We start from the raw sequence: 15,719 nt of genomic DNA, 5'->3' as shown, positions 1-15,719 counted from the left end.
GTCAGGCGGCGGCCGGGTAGTCGCTGTAGCCACGGGCATCGCCGCCAAACAGCGTGTTGCCGTCGAATGAAGCCAGCGGCAGGCCGTCGGCCAGCCGGCGCGGCAGGTCCGGGTTGGCAATAAAGGCGCGGCCGAAGGCGACCAGGTCGGCATAACCGTTGCCGATCACCCACTCGGCGCGGGCACGGTCGTATTTGCCGGCCACGATGATCGGCCGGCTGAAGCGGGCACGAATGTCCTGGCGGAACGTCTCGGTAAACGGCGGCGCATCGTCCCAGTCGGCTTCGACCAGGTGCAGATAGGCAATGCCGCGCGCCTGCAGATAAGTGGCCGCCTCCAGCAGGGTCGGCAGAATGTCCGGGCAGGCCATCCCGCGCGCGGTCAGGAACGGCGCCAGGCGGATGGCAGTGCGTGCGGCACCGATTTCCCCGGCCACGGCATCGACCACTTCCCGCAGAAAGCGCAACCGCTTGTCACGCGAGCCGCCGTATTCATCGGTGCGGGTGTTCGAGGTCGTGCGCAGGAACTGGTCGAGCAGATAGCCGTTGGCGCCATGGATCTCGACACCGTCGAAGCCGGCGTCCAGCGCCCGTCGCGCCGCGCGGCGAAAGTCGTCGACGATGCCGCGGATTTCATCCCGCTCCAGCGCACGCGGCGTCGGGCAGGCGACCATGGCGCCGATCCCGGTCTGCGGATCAGCCCTCCACACCTGGCCGTCGAACGGCACGGCCGACGGCGCAACCGGCAATTCACCATGGTGGAAATCCGGGTGGGACATGCGTCCCACATGCCAGAGCTGCAGGAAGATCCGCCCGCCGGCGGCATGGACGGCATCGGTCACCAGACGCCAGCCGGCCACCTGCGCGTCACTGTGGATACCGGGCGTGAACGAGTAACCCTTGCCTTGCGGCGAGATCTGCGTCGCCTCGGTCACGATCAGCGCAGCCGATGCGCGCTGGGCGTAGTAGCGCGCATTCAGCGCATTGGGCACATCGCCGGGCTGGGTGCTGCGGCAGCGGGTCATCGGCGCCATGACCACGCGGTGCGGCACGGCGTGACCGGCAATGACGGTCGGGGTGAACAACGGGGAAGCAGTAGGCATGGCGGCAGGGCTCCGGACTCGGTGGAAGAGGCCGTGCCATTCTGCCCGGCGAGCCGCATGTCGATAATCAGGCCGCCATTTGAATCATTTTCAAATGAAAACGGGAGATCGCTTCCCGATGCCGGCGCCCGAACCGGGTCATGCCCGACGACAATGACACCAGCCGGCCCGGCAAGCCGTCAAAAAGGGGACGGCTTGCGGTTGCGGCAAGGCGACAGTCGGTCTTCCCCGGTCACGCCCCCTGCGCCAGTTCGACGCAACGACGCGCCAGTTCCCGGGTCGGGTCGACCAGACCGACCTCGCGACCGCCAAGGTTCAGGACGTCCTCGCCAGGCACGATCAGTGGCAGTTCGGTGCAGCCGAGGATCAGCACTTCGGCGCCGCGATCGGCCAGATGGCGGGCAGCGGCCAGCAGGTCGGCGCGGCACTCGCCGTCGACAAAGCCGGCCTTGACCCCCTTGTCGCCGTAGATGGCATTCATCACCTGCGCCTGATGGGCGTCGTCCGGCACGATCAGCGTCAGGCCGGCGCGCTCGGCCGCCCGGCGGTAGACGCCGCTGCTCATCGTGCCGCTGGTGGCCAGCAGCCCGACCGGCGGACAGTGCGGGTAGCGTTCGGCAATCCGTGCCATGGTCACGTCCGGCATGCTGATGACCGGGATCGACAGATGCGGCTGCAGGTCGCCAAGGTAGGCATGCGCGGTATTGCACGGAATGGCGATCATCGCCGCACCGCCGGCCTCCAGCCGCTTGCAGGCGGCATACAGCGCGATCGACGGGTCCGGCCCGCGGCCGAGGATGTGCGCGGTCCGGTCCGGAATCTGCGGATTGTGTTCGACCAGCAGCCGCACGTGTTCCTGGTCGCGCTGCGCCCGTGTCAGCCTGACCAGCTTGTCCATGAAATCCACCGTCGCCGCCGGTCCGACGCCGCCGACGATACCGACCTTGACCGGCTCACCGGCCGGCACGGCATCGCGCTCCAGCGCATGGTCGGCATAGACCCGGTTGCTGTCGATCAGCCGGATGCCGCGGGCGGCCAGTCGTTCGGCCAGCAGCGCCACTTCGGTCGAGGCGGCGAGGATGACCCCGACCCCGTCGGCCTGCAGACTGCGGCAGGCCTGCATCACGGCTTCCAGCGCGGCATCGTCGAGGTAGCCGGCCTTGAGCCCGCGCGGGCCGTAGATCGCCTCCATCAGCCCGGCCTGGGCGTCGGCGGACGGGTAATGCAGCGGATGGCGCGCGCCGAGATGGCTTTCGAGCAGGCCGGCACGGCGCACGTAGTCGCAGGTCAGCACGCCAAGCGGCGTGCCGGCCGGCAGCTCGCGTTCGAGATGGTCGGTGACTGCCGTCATCAGGTTGACGATCGGCAGCGCGGTTTCGGCCTGGATGTCGTCGAGGAAGGTATGGCAGATGAACGACGGCAACAGCACCCGGTCGACGCCCTGACTCTCGAAGTGCCGGACGATGTTGAATACGTAGAACTTGCTCTCGCGCGGATCGGCCTCGCCCCGGGCCACGGCGTCGCCTTCGCTCAGTGGCTGCTGCTCCAGCAGCACGTCAGGCTGGGCCTCGCCCTGGCGCGCCGCGCGCTGGACCAGCTTGAACAGCACGTCGGCGCCTGCCAGCGCACCGACCCCGCCGACGATGCCGAAGCGGCGCTGCCCGACCCTCTTGTCAACCGAATTCATTCCACCCTCACTCGCTGCGCGCCGGCCCATCCGGCGTCATGCGTCATGATGCAGACGGAAACGCGTCCGGCGATGCGTATTCAGATGCCGGGTATGCGGGGAATGAATAAGTGCCCATGCAGCCCCCGAATCCTGCGTCCGGTCGGGCCACACGGGGGGGCCGGACTCAGTCCGGCAGGTCGCGACCGCTCAGGTGCTGCCACAGCCGCACCAGCGCCGGCTTGCGATTGTTCAGGTCGCAATACAGGCGGATGCCGAGCGGCAATTGCCAGCGCTGGCCGCCAGCGCGGACCAGCCGGCCCTCGGCCAGTTCCTGGCTGACCACCATTTCCGGCAGCCAGGCCATGCCCAGCCCCTGCAGCACCAGCTCCTTGGCCTGGTCGGACATGTCCGACTCATAGCGTCGCAGCAGGGCATACGGCTGGCCAGCGTGGTCCAGCAGGTACTGCACGGCGCGACGCAGGTAGGCACCGGTCGCAAACGAGATCAGCGGTACCGGCACCTGGCGGGTCCCCGGCAGCGCGTAACGCGGCCGGCCGTCGAGGCCCGGCGCCGACACCGGCAACAGTACGGTGTCACCCAGCGGCAGGAACGCGTAGCGCGTCTCGTCCAGCAGCACCGGCAGTTCGGTATGGTGGTAGCACAGCAGCAGATCGGCCGAGCCGTCCGACAGGGCCTTGATCGCCTTGTTGATGCTGGCGGTCACCGCCCGCACGCTGATGTCGCTGTAGTCCTGCCGTACCGTCTGCAGCCACGACGGCACGAAATTCACCGACAGTGAATGCCCGGCAATGACCCTCAATGAATGTGCGTCCGGATTGACCTCGCCGCGCAGCATGCTGCGCGTCTCCAGCAGCCGGCGCAGGAAGTGCTCGGCATTGTCACGGAACAGCACGCCTTCCGGCGTCAGCGTCAGTGGCAGGCCGCGACGCTCGATCAGCGGTACGCCGACCCAGTGTTCCAGCGCCTGAATGTGACGACTGAGCGACGGCTGCGAGATGTGCCGTTCCTCCGCCGCGCGTGAAAAGCTGCGGGAAGACGCCACACTCAGGAAATCCTCGATCCAGCGGATGTCCATAATTCGTTCGCTCACCACTCGTCAATGTTGAAAACGCGTCACTGTGCCGCATCGCTGGCCAGCGCGCATCGGGAAATCGAATATCTTTCGTCGATATACTGCATAAGTGATTGCTGATTTACATGATCCATCTCAATAAAATTCCGGATCGCCTCAACTAGCCTAAGATTTTCCACGAGGCATTACATCAGGATGGACACTCAGACTAGCGCCGCCCCACTGACCAATGACGTGGTCGACCCCTATTACGAAGGTGTGCCCGATTACATGGTCGACGTCTATGACTGGGCCTATGTCAATCCGGTCCAGGTCGATCGGCTCGACCACAACCTTGTGGTTCGCGTCCTGCTGTTCGGCAACGACCAGCGCCTGATGCGGGCCTATCTGAACGAGATCCGCCCCGGCATGCGCGTCTGGCAGGTCGCCCATGTCTACGGTGATCTGGTGACCCGCGTCGCCGACAAGGTCGGTCCGCAGGGCAGCTTCCACCTGACCGACATCACGCCGGCACAGGTCGAGCACGCCGAACGCAAGCTGGCCGGCCGGCCATGGGCGCAAGTGTATCGTGCCGACGCCGCCCATTTCGACGGACATGGTGAATATGACCTGATCTGCAGCTTCTTTTTGCTGCATGAAGTGCCGGAAGACAAGAAGCGCGAAATCGTCGACCACATGCTGGCGCGGGTGCCGGTCGGTGGCAAGGCGGTGTTCGTCGACTACCACCGGCCGTCGATGTGGCAGCCGATCCGCTGGATCCTGAAGGTGGTCAACGCCTGGCTGGAACCGTTCGCCAACGCGGTGTGGAAGCACGAACTCAGCCATTACGCGACCCATGCCGACCGTTTCGACTGGAACAAGCGCACCTTCTTCGGCGGCGTGTACCAGTGCACGGTGGTCACCCACAAGGCCGCCCCGGACGCCTGATTCCTCCTGCCGCCGGCCACCCGGCCGGCGGCAATCCGCCTTCCCGCCTTCCGTCACTGCCCGCCCGGCGTCATGCCGGCACCTTGACGCGAATCAATGAGCATTTTCCGCTTGTCCATCAGCATGTCATCGTCAATGGAATGACTGTCATGCCCTCGCACCCCATGGACATGACGCCAGCCCGGCCGGCGCCATTCCAGGTCACGGTTTTCCCCTCTTTCTCCAACCTGCAACAGAAAGAAGAACCATGAAAGCGAGACGGTTCCCCCGCTGGATTCTCCCGGCGCTGGCGCTGCTGCCACTGATGGTCGGGCAGGCTTACGCCGCCGACGACGGCCTGCACAAGAATGCCAATCCCAAAGCGCCGAAGATGACCGAGGCCGAATTCACCAAGGCCAGGCAGATCTATTTCGAACGCTGCGCCGGCTGTCACGGCGTGCTGCGCAAGGGCGCTACCGGCAAGCCGCTGACACCGGACATCACCCTGGAGCGCGGCAGCGAGTATCTGAAGACCTTCATCAAGTACGGCAGCCCGGCCGGCATGCCGAACTGGGGCACGTCCGGCGACTTCACCGACGAGGAAGTCGACCTGATGGCGCGCTACGTCCAGCAGGAACCGCCGACACCGCCGGAGTACTCGCTGGCGGACATGGAGAAGAGCTACAAGGAACTCGTTCCGGTCAGCAAGCGTCCGACCCGGAAGATGAACAAGCTGAACCTCGACAACCTGTTCTCGGTCACCCTGCGCGACGCGGGTGAGGTTGCGCTGATCGACGGCGACAGCAAGAAGATCATCAACATCATCAAGACTGGCTACGCCGTCCACATTTCGCGCATGTCGGCCTCGGGACGCTACCTGTTCGTGATCGGCCGCGACGCCAAGATCGACCTGATCGACCTGTGGATGCCGGTGCCTGACCGGGTTGCGGAAGTCAAGGTCGGCCTGGAAGCGCGTTCGGTCGAAACCTCCAAGTTCAAGGGCTACGAAGACAAGTACGCGATCGCCGGCACCTACTGGCCGCCGCAGTACGTCATCATGGAAGGCAGCACGCTGAAGCCGCTGAAGATCGTGTCGACCCGCGGGATGACGGTCGATGGCGAATATCACCCCGAGCCGCGCGTGGCCTCCATCGCCGCCAGCCACTACCGCCCCGAGTTCGTGGTCAATGCCAAGGAAACCGGCAAGATCATGATGGTCGACTACACCGACCTGAAGAACCTGAAAACCACCACCATCGACTCGGCCAAGTTCCTGCATGACGGCGGTTTCGACTCCACCGGCCGCTACTTCCTGGTTGCCGCCAACGCGTCGAACAAGGTCGCCGTGGTCGATACCAAGGAAGAAAAGCTGGCCGCACTGGTCGACGTCGGCAAGACGCCGCACCCGGGTCGCGGCGCGAACTTCGTCCATCCGAAATTCGGTCCGGTCTGGGCCACCAGCCATCTCGGCGACGACACGATCAGCCTGATCGGTACCGATCCGGTCAAGCACAAGGCCAGTGCCTGGAAGGTGGTCGAGACGCTGAAGGGCCAGGGTGGCGGTTCGCTGTTCATCAAGACCAATCCGAAGTCGAAGAACCTGTGGGTCGACACCCCGCTGAACCCGGACGCGAAGCTGAACCAGTCGGTGGCCGTGTTCGATATCAGCAAGCTGCAGAGCGGCTATGAAGTACTGCCGATCGTCGAGTGGGCCCAGTTGAAGGGCGCCGGCGCCAAGCGCGTGGTGCAGGCCGAGTACAACCAGGCCGGCGACGAAGTGTGGTTCTCGGTCTGGGGCACCAAGGACCAGGAGTCCGCACTGGTCGTGGTCGATGACAAGACCCGCAAGCTGAAGGCCGTGATCAAGGATCCGAAGCTGATCACGCCGACCGGCAAATTCAACGTCCACAATACCCAGCACGACGTGTATTGATCCGATGGCGGGCAGGGAGCCCTTCCCTGCCCGCCTGTTTTTGTCCGCCAACCGGAGTTCCACCATGCACAACCTTATCGTGACCGCTTTCGCCTTCGGCGCCCTGCTCGTCAGCGGCGCCGCCCAGGCCAACGAAGCCCTGGCCAAGAGCAAGAACTGCATGTCTTGCCACACCGTCGACAAGAAACTGGTCGGTCCGGCGTACAAGGACATCGCCACAAAATACAAGGGCAAGAACATGGAAGCCCAGATGGTGCAGTCGATCATCAAGGGCAGCAGCGGCAAGTGGGGTCCGATCCCGATGCCGGCCAACAATGTGTCCGAAGGCGATGCCAGGACGCTGGCCAAATGGATCCTGTCGCTGTAAACCGGTGCCGGCTCGCCGGCATGGCGCTGTTCGCCATGCTGGTCTCGGCACCGGCCTTCGCCACCGACCCGCCCTCGCCACAGCGCCAGCGCCAGCTCGCGCACTGGCTGCGCGACGACTGCGGCGCCTGCCACGGCATGACGCGCCAGGGCGGGCTCGGCTCGCCGCTGACCGCCGCCGCCCTGGCGGACAAGCCGGCGTCGGGTCTGGTGGCCACGCTGCTTGACGGGCGTCCCGGCACGGCAATGCCGCCGTGGCGACCGTTTCTGACTGAAGACGAGGCCGTATGGCTGATCGAACGATTGCAGCGCGGCGATCCTCTCGCCGTGCCCTGATTCCCGCGCTTGCGCTGGCCTGCCTGAGCGCACTGGCCGGTTGCAGCACCGCCCCGGCCGCACGCGGTACCGGCGACCTGGGCCTGATCATCGAACGGGCGACCGGCCGCGCCCAGATTGTCGATACCACGCAGCATCAGCGCCTGGCCACCGTCAGCGGGCTGGGCGACCTGTCGCACGCGTCGGTAGTGTTCTCGCGCGACACCCGCTATGCGTATGTGTTCGGCCGTGATGGCGGTCTGACGCGCATCGATCTGCTGTCGGCCCGCATCACCCATCGCGTGGTGCAGGCCGGCAATTCCATTGGCGGCGCCATCAGCCAGGATGGCCGCATCGTGGCCGCGCAGAACTACGAACCGGGCGGCATCCGCCTGTTCGATGCCGCCACGCTGAAGCCGCTGGCGGACATCCCGGCCATCGGCGCGGACGGCCGCCGCTCGAAGGTGGTCGGTCTGGTCGACCTGCCCGGCCAGCACTTCGCCGCCAGCCTGTTCGAGTCGGGAGAGATCTGGCTGATCGACGCCAGCGACCCCGCGCACCCGAAAGTGGACAAACTCGCCGCCGGCAAGCAGCCGTACGATGCATTGGTCACGCCGGACGGGCGCCATTATCTGGCCGGTCTGTACGGCGAGGACGGGCTGGCCCGGGTCGATCTGTGGCAGGACCCGCCGGCGGTACGCAAGGTCATGTCCGGCTATGGCCGGGGAGAAACGCCGCTGCCGGTGTACAAGATGCCGCACCTGCGCGGCTGGGCCATCGCCCAGGGCGAAGCCTGGCTGCCGGCCATCGGCCGCCATGAAGTGCTGGTCGCCGACACCCGCGACGGCTGGAAGGAAAACGCCCGCGTCGCGGTCGCCGGCCAGCCGGTCTTCGTCATGGCGCGTCCGGACGGCCGCCAGGTCTGGGTCAATTTCGCCTTCCCCGACAATGACACCCTGCAGGTCATCGATACCCGGAGCCGGCGCGTGGTCCGCACGCTGAAACCGTGCCGGGGCGTGCTGCACATGGAGTTCACGCCGAAGGGCGAGGAAATCTGGTTCTCGTGCCGCGACGACAATCGGGTCGAGGTCTACCGTACCGACACGCTGACCCCGGTCGCCTCGCTGCCGGCCGACAACCCGAGCGGCGTGTTCTTCACCCCGCGCGCCTACCGCTTCGGCATGTAGCGCCCATGTCCGATGATCGCGCCCTGTTCGACACGCTGCAGCGCGATTTTCCGCTGCAGCCCCGCCCGTATCATGTCGCCGCCGCGGCCTGTGGTCTCGACGAGGCGGACCTGCTGTCACGACTGGCGGCCGGGCTGCAGTCCGGCCGCATCAGCCGCATCGGCGCGGTATTCGCGCCGAACGTGATCGGCGCCAGCACACTGGCCGCGCTGGCCGTGCCGCCCGATGCACTGGACGAGATGGCCGCGCGGGTCAATGCCTGTCCGCTGGTCAACCACAACTATGCCCGCCATGGTCATGCCTGCAACCTGTGGTTCGTGCTGACCGGCCGCGACCGGGGGCAGCTCGATGCCGCGCTGGACGATATTGCCGTCGCAACCGGTCTCCCGCCGCTCGACCTGCCGCTGGAGCGCGAATATCACATTGATCTCGGTTTCACCCTCGACGGCCCGCAACGGCAGCGAACGCCCCGGACACCGGTGGCGCGACCGGTACTCGATGCAGCGGACTGGCGGCTGATCGCGGCGCTGGAGCGCGGCCTGCCACTGGTGGCGCAGCCATACGAGGCACTGGCGGCCATGGCCGGCCTGAGTCCCGGGCAGGTTGGCGAACGGCTGCGCATCTGGTGCGACAGCGGCGTGATCCGTCGCTTCGGCGTGGTGCTGCGCCACCGCGAATTCGGCTACCGCAGCAATGCCATGTGCGTCTGGGACGTACCGGACACCGACGTCGACGCCATCGGCAAGCGCCTCGCCGCCCACCCGGCGGTAAACCTGTGCTACCGGCGACCGCGCCGGCCCGGCTGGCCGTACAACCTGTTCGCCATGATCCACGCCCGTTCCAGCCAGGCAATGGCGGACGATATCGCCGGCGTGGTCCGCCATGCCGGTCTGGCCCCCCATCCCCGGTTGGTGCTGCCCAGCACCACCTGCTACCGCCAGCGCGGCGCACGCTATGCCTGCGAGGAGTCCCCATGCGACACAACGACGCCAGCCTGATGCCGCTCGACGACACCGACCGCCTGATCATCAACCGGCTGCAGGACGGTTTTCCGCTGGTTTCACGCCCGTATGCGGCAGCGGCAGCCGCACTGGGGCTGGACGAAGACACGCTGCTGGCGCGGCTCGATGCGCTGCTGGCGCGCGGCGTGCTGACCCGCTTCGGCCCGCTGTTCCAGATCGAGCGCGCCGGCGGCCGTTTCGTGCTGTGCGCGTGTCATGCACCGGCAGAACGGTTCGACGCCATTGTCGACGCCATCAACGCGTTCCCGGAAGTTGCGCACAATTACGCGCGCGAACACCACCTGAACCTGTGGTTCGTGGTTGCCATCGAGTTCGCCGGCACACTGGACGATACCCTGGCCCGGATCGCTGCCGCGGCCGGCGTGCCGGTGCTGCCGTTCCCGAAACAGCGCGAATTCATCGTCCATCTGCGGCTGGAAGCCTGAGATCCGGACCGGGCCCGACCGCCGCCATTGATCTGCGTTAAGGCGCCTGCCCCCCGGTCATTTTTATGCTGTCAGCACAATGCCACGCAAGGGAAACGACATGCTCGACCCGCTGGACCGGGCGCTGATACGCGCCACGCAGTCGGGGTTGCCGCTGGTGCCGGAACCCTACCTTGCCCTCGCCAGCGCGCTCGGCACCACCGAGGCCGATATCATCGCCCGGCTGGCAGCCATGCGCGAAGACGGCCTGCTGCGGCGCATCGCCGCGGTACCGAACCACTATGCGCTCGGCTATCTCGCCAATGGCATGACGGTCTGGAACGTCGACGACGCAGAGGCCGATGCACTCGGCGCGGAAGTGGCCCGGCTGCCCTTCGTCAGCCACTGCTACCTGCGCCCGCGCCGTCTGCCGGACTGGCCGTACAACCTGTTCGCCATGGTCCATGCCCACGACCGCGTCGAAGCGGCGGCCCTCGGCGATCGCATCGCCGCCGTACTCGGCGCCGCCTGCCATGGACGCGATGTGCTCTATTCGACCCGAATCCTGAAAAAAACCGGCCTGCGCCTGACCGGGGAGTAATGTCATGTTCCGTCTGTCCCGATTCATGGAAGCACTGCGCGACAACAGTCCCATTGCCACCCCGCGGCGGCCGCGCGGCCCGGTGGTGATCTGGAACCTGATCCGCCGCTGCAACCTGACCTGCAAGCACTGCTATTCGACCTCGGCCGACACCGACTTTGCCGGTGAGCTGTCCACGGCCGAGGTATTCACCGTCCTCGACCAGTTGCATGCCGCCGGCGTGCCGGCGGTGATCCTGTCCGGCGGCGAGCCGCTGCTGCGGCCGGACCTGTTCGCTATCGCCCGCCGGGCCAAGGCGCTCGGCCTGCATGTGTCGGTGTCCAGCAACGGTACCCTGCTCGACCCTGCCATCGCCCGCGAACTGGCCGATTGCGGCGTCGACTACTACGGCGTCAGCCTCGACGGACTGAAGCCGGTGCACGACGTGTTCCGCCAGCGTGCCGGTGCCTTCGACGACGCCCTGGCCGGTATCCGCATCGCCCGCGACGCCGGCCTGCGCGTCGGCGTGCGCATGACCCTGACCGAATCCAATGCCGCCGATCTGCCGGCGCTGGTCGCCCTGACCGAGGACGAGGGGCTGGACAAGTTCTACCTGTCCCACTTCAACTACGCCGGACGCGGTCGCAAGCACCAGCGCCAGGATGCCCGCCACGTCGCCACCCGTCAGGCGATGGACTGGTTGTTCGCCCATGTCTGGTCGCGCGCGCGGCAGGAACGCGCCGGCGATTTCGTGACCGGCAACAACGATGCCGACGGCGTCTACCTGCTGCACTGGGTCGCCCGGCGCTTCCCGCACCGCGTCGACGACCTGCGCGCCCGGCTGCTGCAGTGGGGCGGCAACGCCACCGGCATCGGCGTCGCCAATATCGACAATCTCGGCAACGTCCATCCGGACACCATGTGGTGGCAGGTCGGGCTGGGCAATGTGCGCGAACGGCCGTTCGGCGAGATCTGGGCCGACCGCAGCCATCCGCTGATGGACGGGCTGAAATCGCGGCCGCGACCGCTGGAGGGCCGCTGCGCGGGCTGTGCGCACCGCGAGATCTGCAATGGCAATACCCGGGTGCGCGCCTTCGCCGTCAGTGGCAACCCGTGGGCGGAGGATCCCGGCTGCTATCTGAGCGATGCCGAAACCCGGCCGCTGCGATGCGAGGTGACGGCATGACACTGCGCCTGCTGCTCGCCTGCTGTTCGCTGGCCGTCGCCACCCTGGCGACGGCCGCCCCGCCCGATGCGCCGGCCCTGTACCGGCAGCAGTGCGCAAGCTGCCACGGCACCGACCGCCTCGGCGCCATGGGGCCGGCGCTGTTGCCGCAAAGCCTGGAACGGCTGAAACCGGCCGAGCTGCTGGCCACCATCCGCGACGGCCGCCCGGCCACGCAGATGGCCGGCTTCGCCGCCACGCTGTCGGCGGCCGATATCGATGCGCTGGCCACCTTCCTGCGCAGCGATCCGCCGTCGCTGCCGCACTGGCGCGACAGCGACATCCGCGCGTCGCGTATCGTCCATGTCCGGCCCGGCAGCCTGCCGGACCGGCCGCAATTCCGCGCCGATCCGGCCAATCTGTTCCTGGTGGTCGAGGCCGGCAGCCATCACGTCACCGTGCTCGACGGCGACACGCTGGAGCCGATCCATCGCTTCCAGAGCCGCTTCGCCCTGCATGGCGGTCCCAAGTACAGCCGCGACGGCCGCTATGTGTACTTTGCCAGCCGCGACGGCTGGATCAGCAAGTACGACCTGTGGAACCTGAAGACCGTGGCCGAGATCCGCGCCGGTCTCAACACCCGCAATCTGGCGGTCAGTGACGACGGACGCTGGGTGCTGGTCGGCAACTATCTGCCGAACACGCTGGTCCTGCTCGACGCCAGAACGCTGGAACTGCGCCGCAGCCTGACGGTGCGCGGCACGGACGGTGCGCCGTCGCGGGTATCGGCGGTCTATGACGCCGCGCCGCGCGGCAGCTTCATCGTGGCGCTGAAGGATCTGGCCGAGGTCTGGGAAATACCGTACCGCAACGGACGGGCCGGCACCGCCCCGCAGCTTGCGCCGCGCCGGATCGCCTTCGACGACGTGCTCGACGACTTTTTCTTCGACCAGTCCTACCGCCACATCCTCGGCGCCTCGCGCAGCGGACGCGGCCAGGTCATCGACCTCGACGCCGGCCGCAAGGTCGCCGATCTCGCGCTGAGCGGCATGCCGCACCTCGGCAGCGGCATTACCTGGCAGCGCGACGGCCATGACGTGATGGCGTCGCCAAACCTGAAGGACGGCCGCATCAGCGTGATCGACATGCAGAACTGGCAGACGGTCGGCGAAATCGCCACCAATGGTCCGGGGTTCTTTATCCGCAGCCACGAACTCACGCCGTATGCGTGGACCGACGCGATGATGAGTCCGCGCCGCGATACCCTGCAGATCATCGACAAGCAGAGCCTGGCCGTGGTCGGCAGCGTGACACCGAGCCCCGGCCGTACGGCCGCGCATGTGGAGTTCACCCGTGACGGCAAATACGCGCTGGTCAGCGTGATGGAGCGCGATGGCGCGCTGGTGGTTTACGATGCGGCGACTTTCCGCGAGATCAAGCGCTTGCCGATGGACAAGCCGATCGGCAAATACAATGTATTCAACAAGACCACCCGTTCGTCGGGAACCAGTCACTGAGGAGTCCGCACATGGAAAGAGCAACCCAACCGGGCAAGGTCTGGCTGGTCGGCGCCGGCCCCGGCAGCGCCGATCTGCTGACCCTGCGCGCCGCCCGCGTGCTGGGCCAGGTCGATGTCTGGCTGATCGATGATCTGGTCGGCGAGGAGATCCACCAGCATGCGCGTCCCGACGCCGTGCTCGAATACGTCGGCAAGCGCGGCGGGCGCTGTTCGATGCGCCAGGCCGACATCAACGAACGCGCGCTGGCCCATGCGCTGGCCGGCCGCTCGGTCGCCCGGGTCAAGGGCGGCGACCCGACCCTGTTCGGCCGTGGCGGCGAGGAGCTCGCCTATCTGGCCGCGCACGGCATCGAGGTCGAGATCGTCAACGGGCTGACCAGCGGCATGGCGGCGGCACAATCGCTCGGCGTCGGTCTGACCCACCGCGATTTCGGTCATGGCGTGACATTTGTCACCGCGCACACCGCCGACGACGGTGGCCCGGACTGGCCGGCGCTGTGTGCCGGCGGCACCACGCTGGTGATCTACATGGGCATGAGCCGGCTGGCCGACATCCGCGATGCCCTGTGCCGCGCCGGCAAGCCGGCCGACACGCCGGCCGCCGTAGTGATGAACGCCAGCCGCGTCGACGAGCGGCAATGGTGTGGCTCGCTGGCGACGCTGACCGATGCGCTCGACGCCGGGCTGGCCAGCCCGGCCATCATCCTGGTCGGCGGCGTGCTCGCCCACGCCCGCCACCCGCAACCGGCCGCGTTCGCGCTGCCGCTGGCGCACGCCACCGGCGACTCGCTGGCCTGTTGCTGAGGCGGTTCAGGCGAACTCGGCCGACAGCAGCACGCACAGTGCCACCAGCACGACCTGCCGCGCCGGGGTAAAGAAACCGGCCGGCGCCGCCTCGGCGTCGATAATGCCGGCCACCGTACCGTCAGCGGCATACACCGGCAGGCAGGCTTCGGCGCGCACCTTCGGATCGCACACGTAGTAGCTGCCGCCGCCGGCCGCGTGGATGGCCACGTCATCGATGACCATGCCCCGTCCGGACAGGCCGACCGTGCTGTTGTTGCTGTGGGCGGCAAATGCCGCGTCGAGCGGGAACTCGGCCCGGCTCGGCAGCCCGACACAGGCCAGTTTGACCAGCGCCTCGCCAGCGGCGACCGGCAGCCGGCGATAGATGCCAAGCCAGTCGGCACCCACCTGCGCGTTGACGGTCTGCACCAGCCGGTTCAGGCGTTGCAGCAAGCGGGTTCTGGCCGCATCACGGCCGCCGAGCACGCCAGCCAGGTCGTACGGCTGTGCCGCCAGCTGGTCGAACAGCGAACAGGCACCATCGGCCGACACTTCCGGTACCCGGTAACGGTACAGCGCGTCTTCGTCGTCGACCACCACCGGTACCGCCAGCGCGGCGCGCAGGGTGCCGATACTGGCGACGATCGCGTCGACGGACAGATCCAGCGCATTGCGCCGCAGGTAGTCACTGACCAGGCTCGATGTCATCGGTGAATCACTCCGGGAAAAGATCGCCCACTGTGCCGCGAGCCGGGGCCGGCGGGCAACTACATCCGCAACATCAGCACCCCGCCCACCATCAGCACGCAGGCGGCGACACGCAGCGGCGTCGGCTTCTCGCCCAGCCACAGCCAGCCAAGCAGCACGCCGAACAGGCTGCTCAGTTCGCGCAGCGCCGACACCTGGCCCATCGGCAGCACGCGCAGCGCCGAAATCACCAGCCCGTACGCACACAGCGACACCACGCCGCCGAGCATGCCGGTCAGCACGGCGCGACGGTCGGCCAGACGCGGGCGCGGATCGCCGCCGGCGCGAAGCACCAGCGCCAGCAGCGGCAGGTTGAACAGCAGGTAGACCCAGGCGATATACGCGAACGGATCGCCGGCCAGCCGCACGCCGATGCCGTCAACCACGGTATAGGAGGCGATAAAGCAGCCGGTCAGCACCGCCGCGCCCATCCCGCCGCTGGCGGCCAGCCCACGGCGGCGATAGGCCAGCGACACGATGCCGGCCGACACCATCAGGATGCCGCCAGCCACGACCAGCCCCGGCCGCTCGCCGCCAAAGGCCCAGGCGCCGAGCGTGACCAGCAGCGGCGACATGCCGCGCGCTACCGGATACACCCGGCCGAAGTCGCCGCTGCGGTAGGCACGGATCAGCGCCAGCGAATAACCGAGCTCCAGCAGCGCCGACGCACCGATATACGGCCAGCTGGCCGCTGCCGGCGCCGGCAGCAGCAGCACGCCGGCCAGCCCGGCCAGCCCGCACGGCACCGCCATCATGCCGGTCTGCCACAGCTTGTCCCGACTCTGGTGCAGCAGCGCATTCCAGCTGGCATGCAGCAGGGCCGAGAACAGCACCAGCGCAACGTACAGGCTTTCCACCCGGCCATCCCCGAGATCTAAAGACGCCAGCCTATCAGTCCGGCCAGCCGGACGACAGAAACCGCCGC

16 protein-coding genes are annotated in these 15,719 nt (G+C 67.3%); 11 read left to right on the top strand and 5 right to left on the bottom strand.

Translation table 11 applies throughout. The features are described from left to right. Position 1: 1 nt before the first annotated feature. The 3 genes from Q352_RS0110045 to Q352_RS0110035 form a co-directional block, all read right to left on the bottom strand. Positions 2-1,102 (bottom strand): alkene reductase, encoded by a 1,101-nt coding sequence (locus Q352_RS0110045; protein ID WP_028499231.1) that lies wholly within the window; start codon positions 1,100-1,102, stop codon positions 2-4. A gap of 232 nt (positions 1,103-1,334) precedes the next feature. Then, entirely contained in the window at positions 1,335-2,789 is a 1,455-nt protein-coding gene (gene cuyB / locus Q352_RS0110040; protein ID WP_028499230.1) for a cysteate racemase, read from the bottom strand. 166 nt (positions 2,790-2,955) lie between these two features. After that, positions 2,956-3,882 (bottom strand): LysR substrate-binding domain-containing protein, encoded by a 927-nt coding sequence (locus Q352_RS0110035; protein ID WP_146745128.1) that lies wholly within the window; start codon positions 3,880-3,882, stop codon positions 2,956-2,958. 177 nt (positions 3,883-4,059) lie between these two features. Here Q352_RS0110035 and rquA point away from each other — a divergent pair, with 177 nt between their 5' ends. The 11 genes from rquA to cobA all read left to right on the top strand — a co-directional run bounded on the left by rquA (position 4,060) and on the right by cobA (position 14,065). Continuing rightward, on the top strand, positions 4,060-4,791 hold the full coding sequence (gene rquA, locus Q352_RS0110030) for a rhodoquinone biosynthesis methyltransferase RquA (protein ID WP_051528847.1): 732 nt from the start codon (positions 4,060-4,062) through the stop codon (positions 4,789-4,791). Positions 4,792-5,095: 304 nt separating this feature from the next. Then, positions 5,096-6,703: a nitrite reductase gene (locus Q352_RS0110025; RefSeq protein ID WP_244879573.1), complete on the top strand. Its 1,608-nt coding sequence runs from the start codon at positions 5,096-5,098 to the stop codon at positions 6,701-6,703. A 64-nt stretch (positions 6,704-6,767) separates the two neighbouring features. Continuing rightward, on the top strand, positions 6,768-7,070 hold the full coding sequence (locus Q352_RS0110020) for a c-type cytochrome (RefSeq protein WP_028499226.1): 303 nt from the start codon (positions 6,768-6,770) through the stop codon (positions 7,068-7,070). Beyond that, positions 7,052-7,405 (top strand): c-type cytochrome, encoded by a 354-nt coding sequence (locus Q352_RS0110015; protein WP_028499225.1) that lies wholly within the window; start codon positions 7,052-7,054, stop codon positions 7,403-7,405. The genes Q352_RS0110020 and Q352_RS0110015 overlap by 19 nt, the downstream gene beginning before the upstream one ends. Further along, positions 7,357-8,571, top strand: coding sequence for a cytochrome D1 domain-containing protein (locus tag Q352_RS0110010; protein ID WP_051528846.1), 1,215 nt, complete (start codon positions 7,357-7,359; stop codon positions 8,569-8,571). The genes Q352_RS0110015 and Q352_RS0110010 overlap by 49 nt, the downstream gene beginning before the upstream one ends. Positions 8,572-8,576: 5 nt before the next feature. After that, a complete protein-coding gene (gene ahbB / locus Q352_RS0110005) occupies positions 8,577-9,569 on the top strand; it encodes a siroheme decarboxylase subunit beta (RefSeq protein ID WP_028499223.1) in 993 nt (330 codons plus the stop codon). Then, positions 9,545-10,018, top strand: coding sequence for an AsnC family transcriptional regulator (locus Q352_RS0110000; protein ID WP_199489881.1), 474 nt, complete (start codon positions 9,545-9,547; stop codon positions 10,016-10,018). Before ahbB (Q352_RS0110005) ends, Q352_RS0110000 begins: the two co-directional genes overlap by 25 nt. 100 nt (positions 10,019-10,118) lie before the next feature. Continuing rightward, positions 10,119-10,598 carry a siroheme decarboxylase subunit beta gene (ahbB, locus tag Q352_RS0109995; RefSeq protein ID WP_107889097.1) on the top strand — a complete coding sequence of 160 codons (480 nt, stop codon included), beginning with the start codon at positions 10,119-10,121 and terminating at the stop codon, positions 10,596-10,598. Between the two features lie 4 nt (positions 10,599-10,602). Beyond that, positions 10,603-11,763: a heme d1 biosynthesis radical SAM protein NirJ gene (gene nirJ / locus Q352_RS0109990; RefSeq protein WP_028499220.1), complete on the top strand. Its 1,161-nt coding sequence runs from the start codon at positions 10,603-10,605 to the stop codon at positions 11,761-11,763. Continuing rightward, positions 11,760-13,259 (top strand): nitrite reductase, encoded by a 1,500-nt coding sequence (locus tag Q352_RS0109985; RefSeq protein ID WP_036385952.1) that lies wholly within the window; start codon positions 11,760-11,762, stop codon positions 13,257-13,259. The genes nirJ and Q352_RS0109985 overlap by 4 nt, the downstream gene beginning before the upstream one ends. A gap of 11 nt (positions 13,260-13,270) precedes the next feature. After that, on the top strand, positions 13,271-14,065 hold the full coding sequence (gene cobA / locus Q352_RS20595) for a uroporphyrinogen-III C-methyltransferase (RefSeq protein WP_084300051.1): 795 nt from the start codon (positions 13,271-13,273) through the stop codon (positions 14,063-14,065). 6 nt (positions 14,066-14,071) lie between these two features. Here cobA and Q352_RS0109975 read toward each other — a convergent pair whose 3' ends face one another. Continuing rightward, a complete protein-coding gene (locus Q352_RS0109975) occupies positions 14,072-14,755 on the bottom strand; it encodes a GAF domain-containing protein (protein WP_028499218.1) in 684 nt (227 codons plus the stop codon). A 59-nt stretch (positions 14,756-14,814) separates the two neighbouring features. Beyond that, positions 14,815-15,651, bottom strand: coding sequence for a DMT family transporter (locus tag Q352_RS0109970; protein WP_028499217.1), 837 nt, complete (start codon positions 15,649-15,651; stop codon positions 14,815-14,817). Positions 15,652-15,719: the final 68 nt, after the last annotated feature.

The organism is Microvirgula aerodenitrificans DSM 15089 (assembly GCF_000620105.1).
In the GTDB taxonomy this organism is placed as follows: domain Bacteria; phylum Pseudomonadota; class Gammaproteobacteria; order Burkholderiales; family Aquaspirillaceae; genus Microvirgula; species Microvirgula aerodenitrificans.
Note: the sequence above shows the minus strand (reverse complement) of the source record. Positions and strands in the feature narration are given on the sequence as shown.

Excerpts from the sequence above, each read along its gene's own strand:
- Q352_RS0110025 (WP_244879573.1), top strand. The coding sequence starts at position 5,096 with ATGGTCGGGCAGGCTTACGCCGCCGACGACGGCCTGCACAAGAATGCC.
- cuyB (WP_028499230.1), bottom strand. The coding sequence starts at position 2,789 with ATGAATTCGGTTGACAAGAGGGTCGGGCAGCGCCGCTTCGGCATCGTC.
- ahbB (WP_028499223.1), top strand. The coding sequence starts at position 8,577 with ATGTCCGATGATCGCGCCCTGTTCGACACGCTGCAGCGCGATTTTCCG.
- nirJ (WP_028499220.1), top strand. The coding sequence starts at position 10,603 with ATGTTCCGTCTGTCCCGATTCATGGAAGCACTGCGCGACAACAGTCCC.
- ahbB (WP_107889097.1), top strand. The coding sequence starts at position 10,119 with ATGCTCGACCCGCTGGACCGGGCGCTGATACGCGCCACGCAGTCGGGG.
- Q352_RS0110020 (WP_028499226.1), top strand. The coding sequence starts at position 6,768 with ATGCACAACCTTATCGTGACCGCTTTCGCCTTCGGCGCCCTGCTCGTC.
- Q352_RS0109985 (WP_036385952.1), top strand. The coding sequence starts at position 11,760 with ATGACACTGCGCCTGCTGCTCGCCTGCTGTTCGCTGGCCGTCGCCACC.
- Q352_RS0110000 (WP_199489881.1), top strand. The coding sequence starts at position 9,545 with ATGCGACACAACGACGCCAGCCTGATGCCGCTCGACGACACCGACCGC.
- Q352_RS0109975 (WP_028499218.1), bottom strand. The coding sequence starts at position 14,755 with ATGACATCGAGCCTGGTCAGTGACTACCTGCGGCGCAATGCGCTGGAT.
- Q352_RS0110015 (WP_028499225.1), top strand. The coding sequence starts at position 7,052 with ATGGATCCTGTCGCTGTAAACCGGTGCCGGCTCGCCGGCATGGCGCTG.
- Q352_RS0110045 (WP_028499231.1), bottom strand. The coding sequence starts at position 1,102 with ATGCCTACTGCTTCCCCGTTGTTCACCCCGACCGTCATTGCCGGTCAC.
- cobA (WP_084300051.1), top strand. The coding sequence starts at position 13,271 with ATGGAAAGAGCAACCCAACCGGGCAAGGTCTGGCTGGTCGGCGCCGGC.
- Q352_RS0110010 (WP_051528846.1), top strand. The coding sequence starts at position 7,357 with ATGGCTGATCGAACGATTGCAGCGCGGCGATCCTCTCGCCGTGCCCTG.
- rquA (WP_051528847.1), top strand. The coding sequence starts at position 4,060 with ATGGACACTCAGACTAGCGCCGCCCCACTGACCAATGACGTGGTCGAC.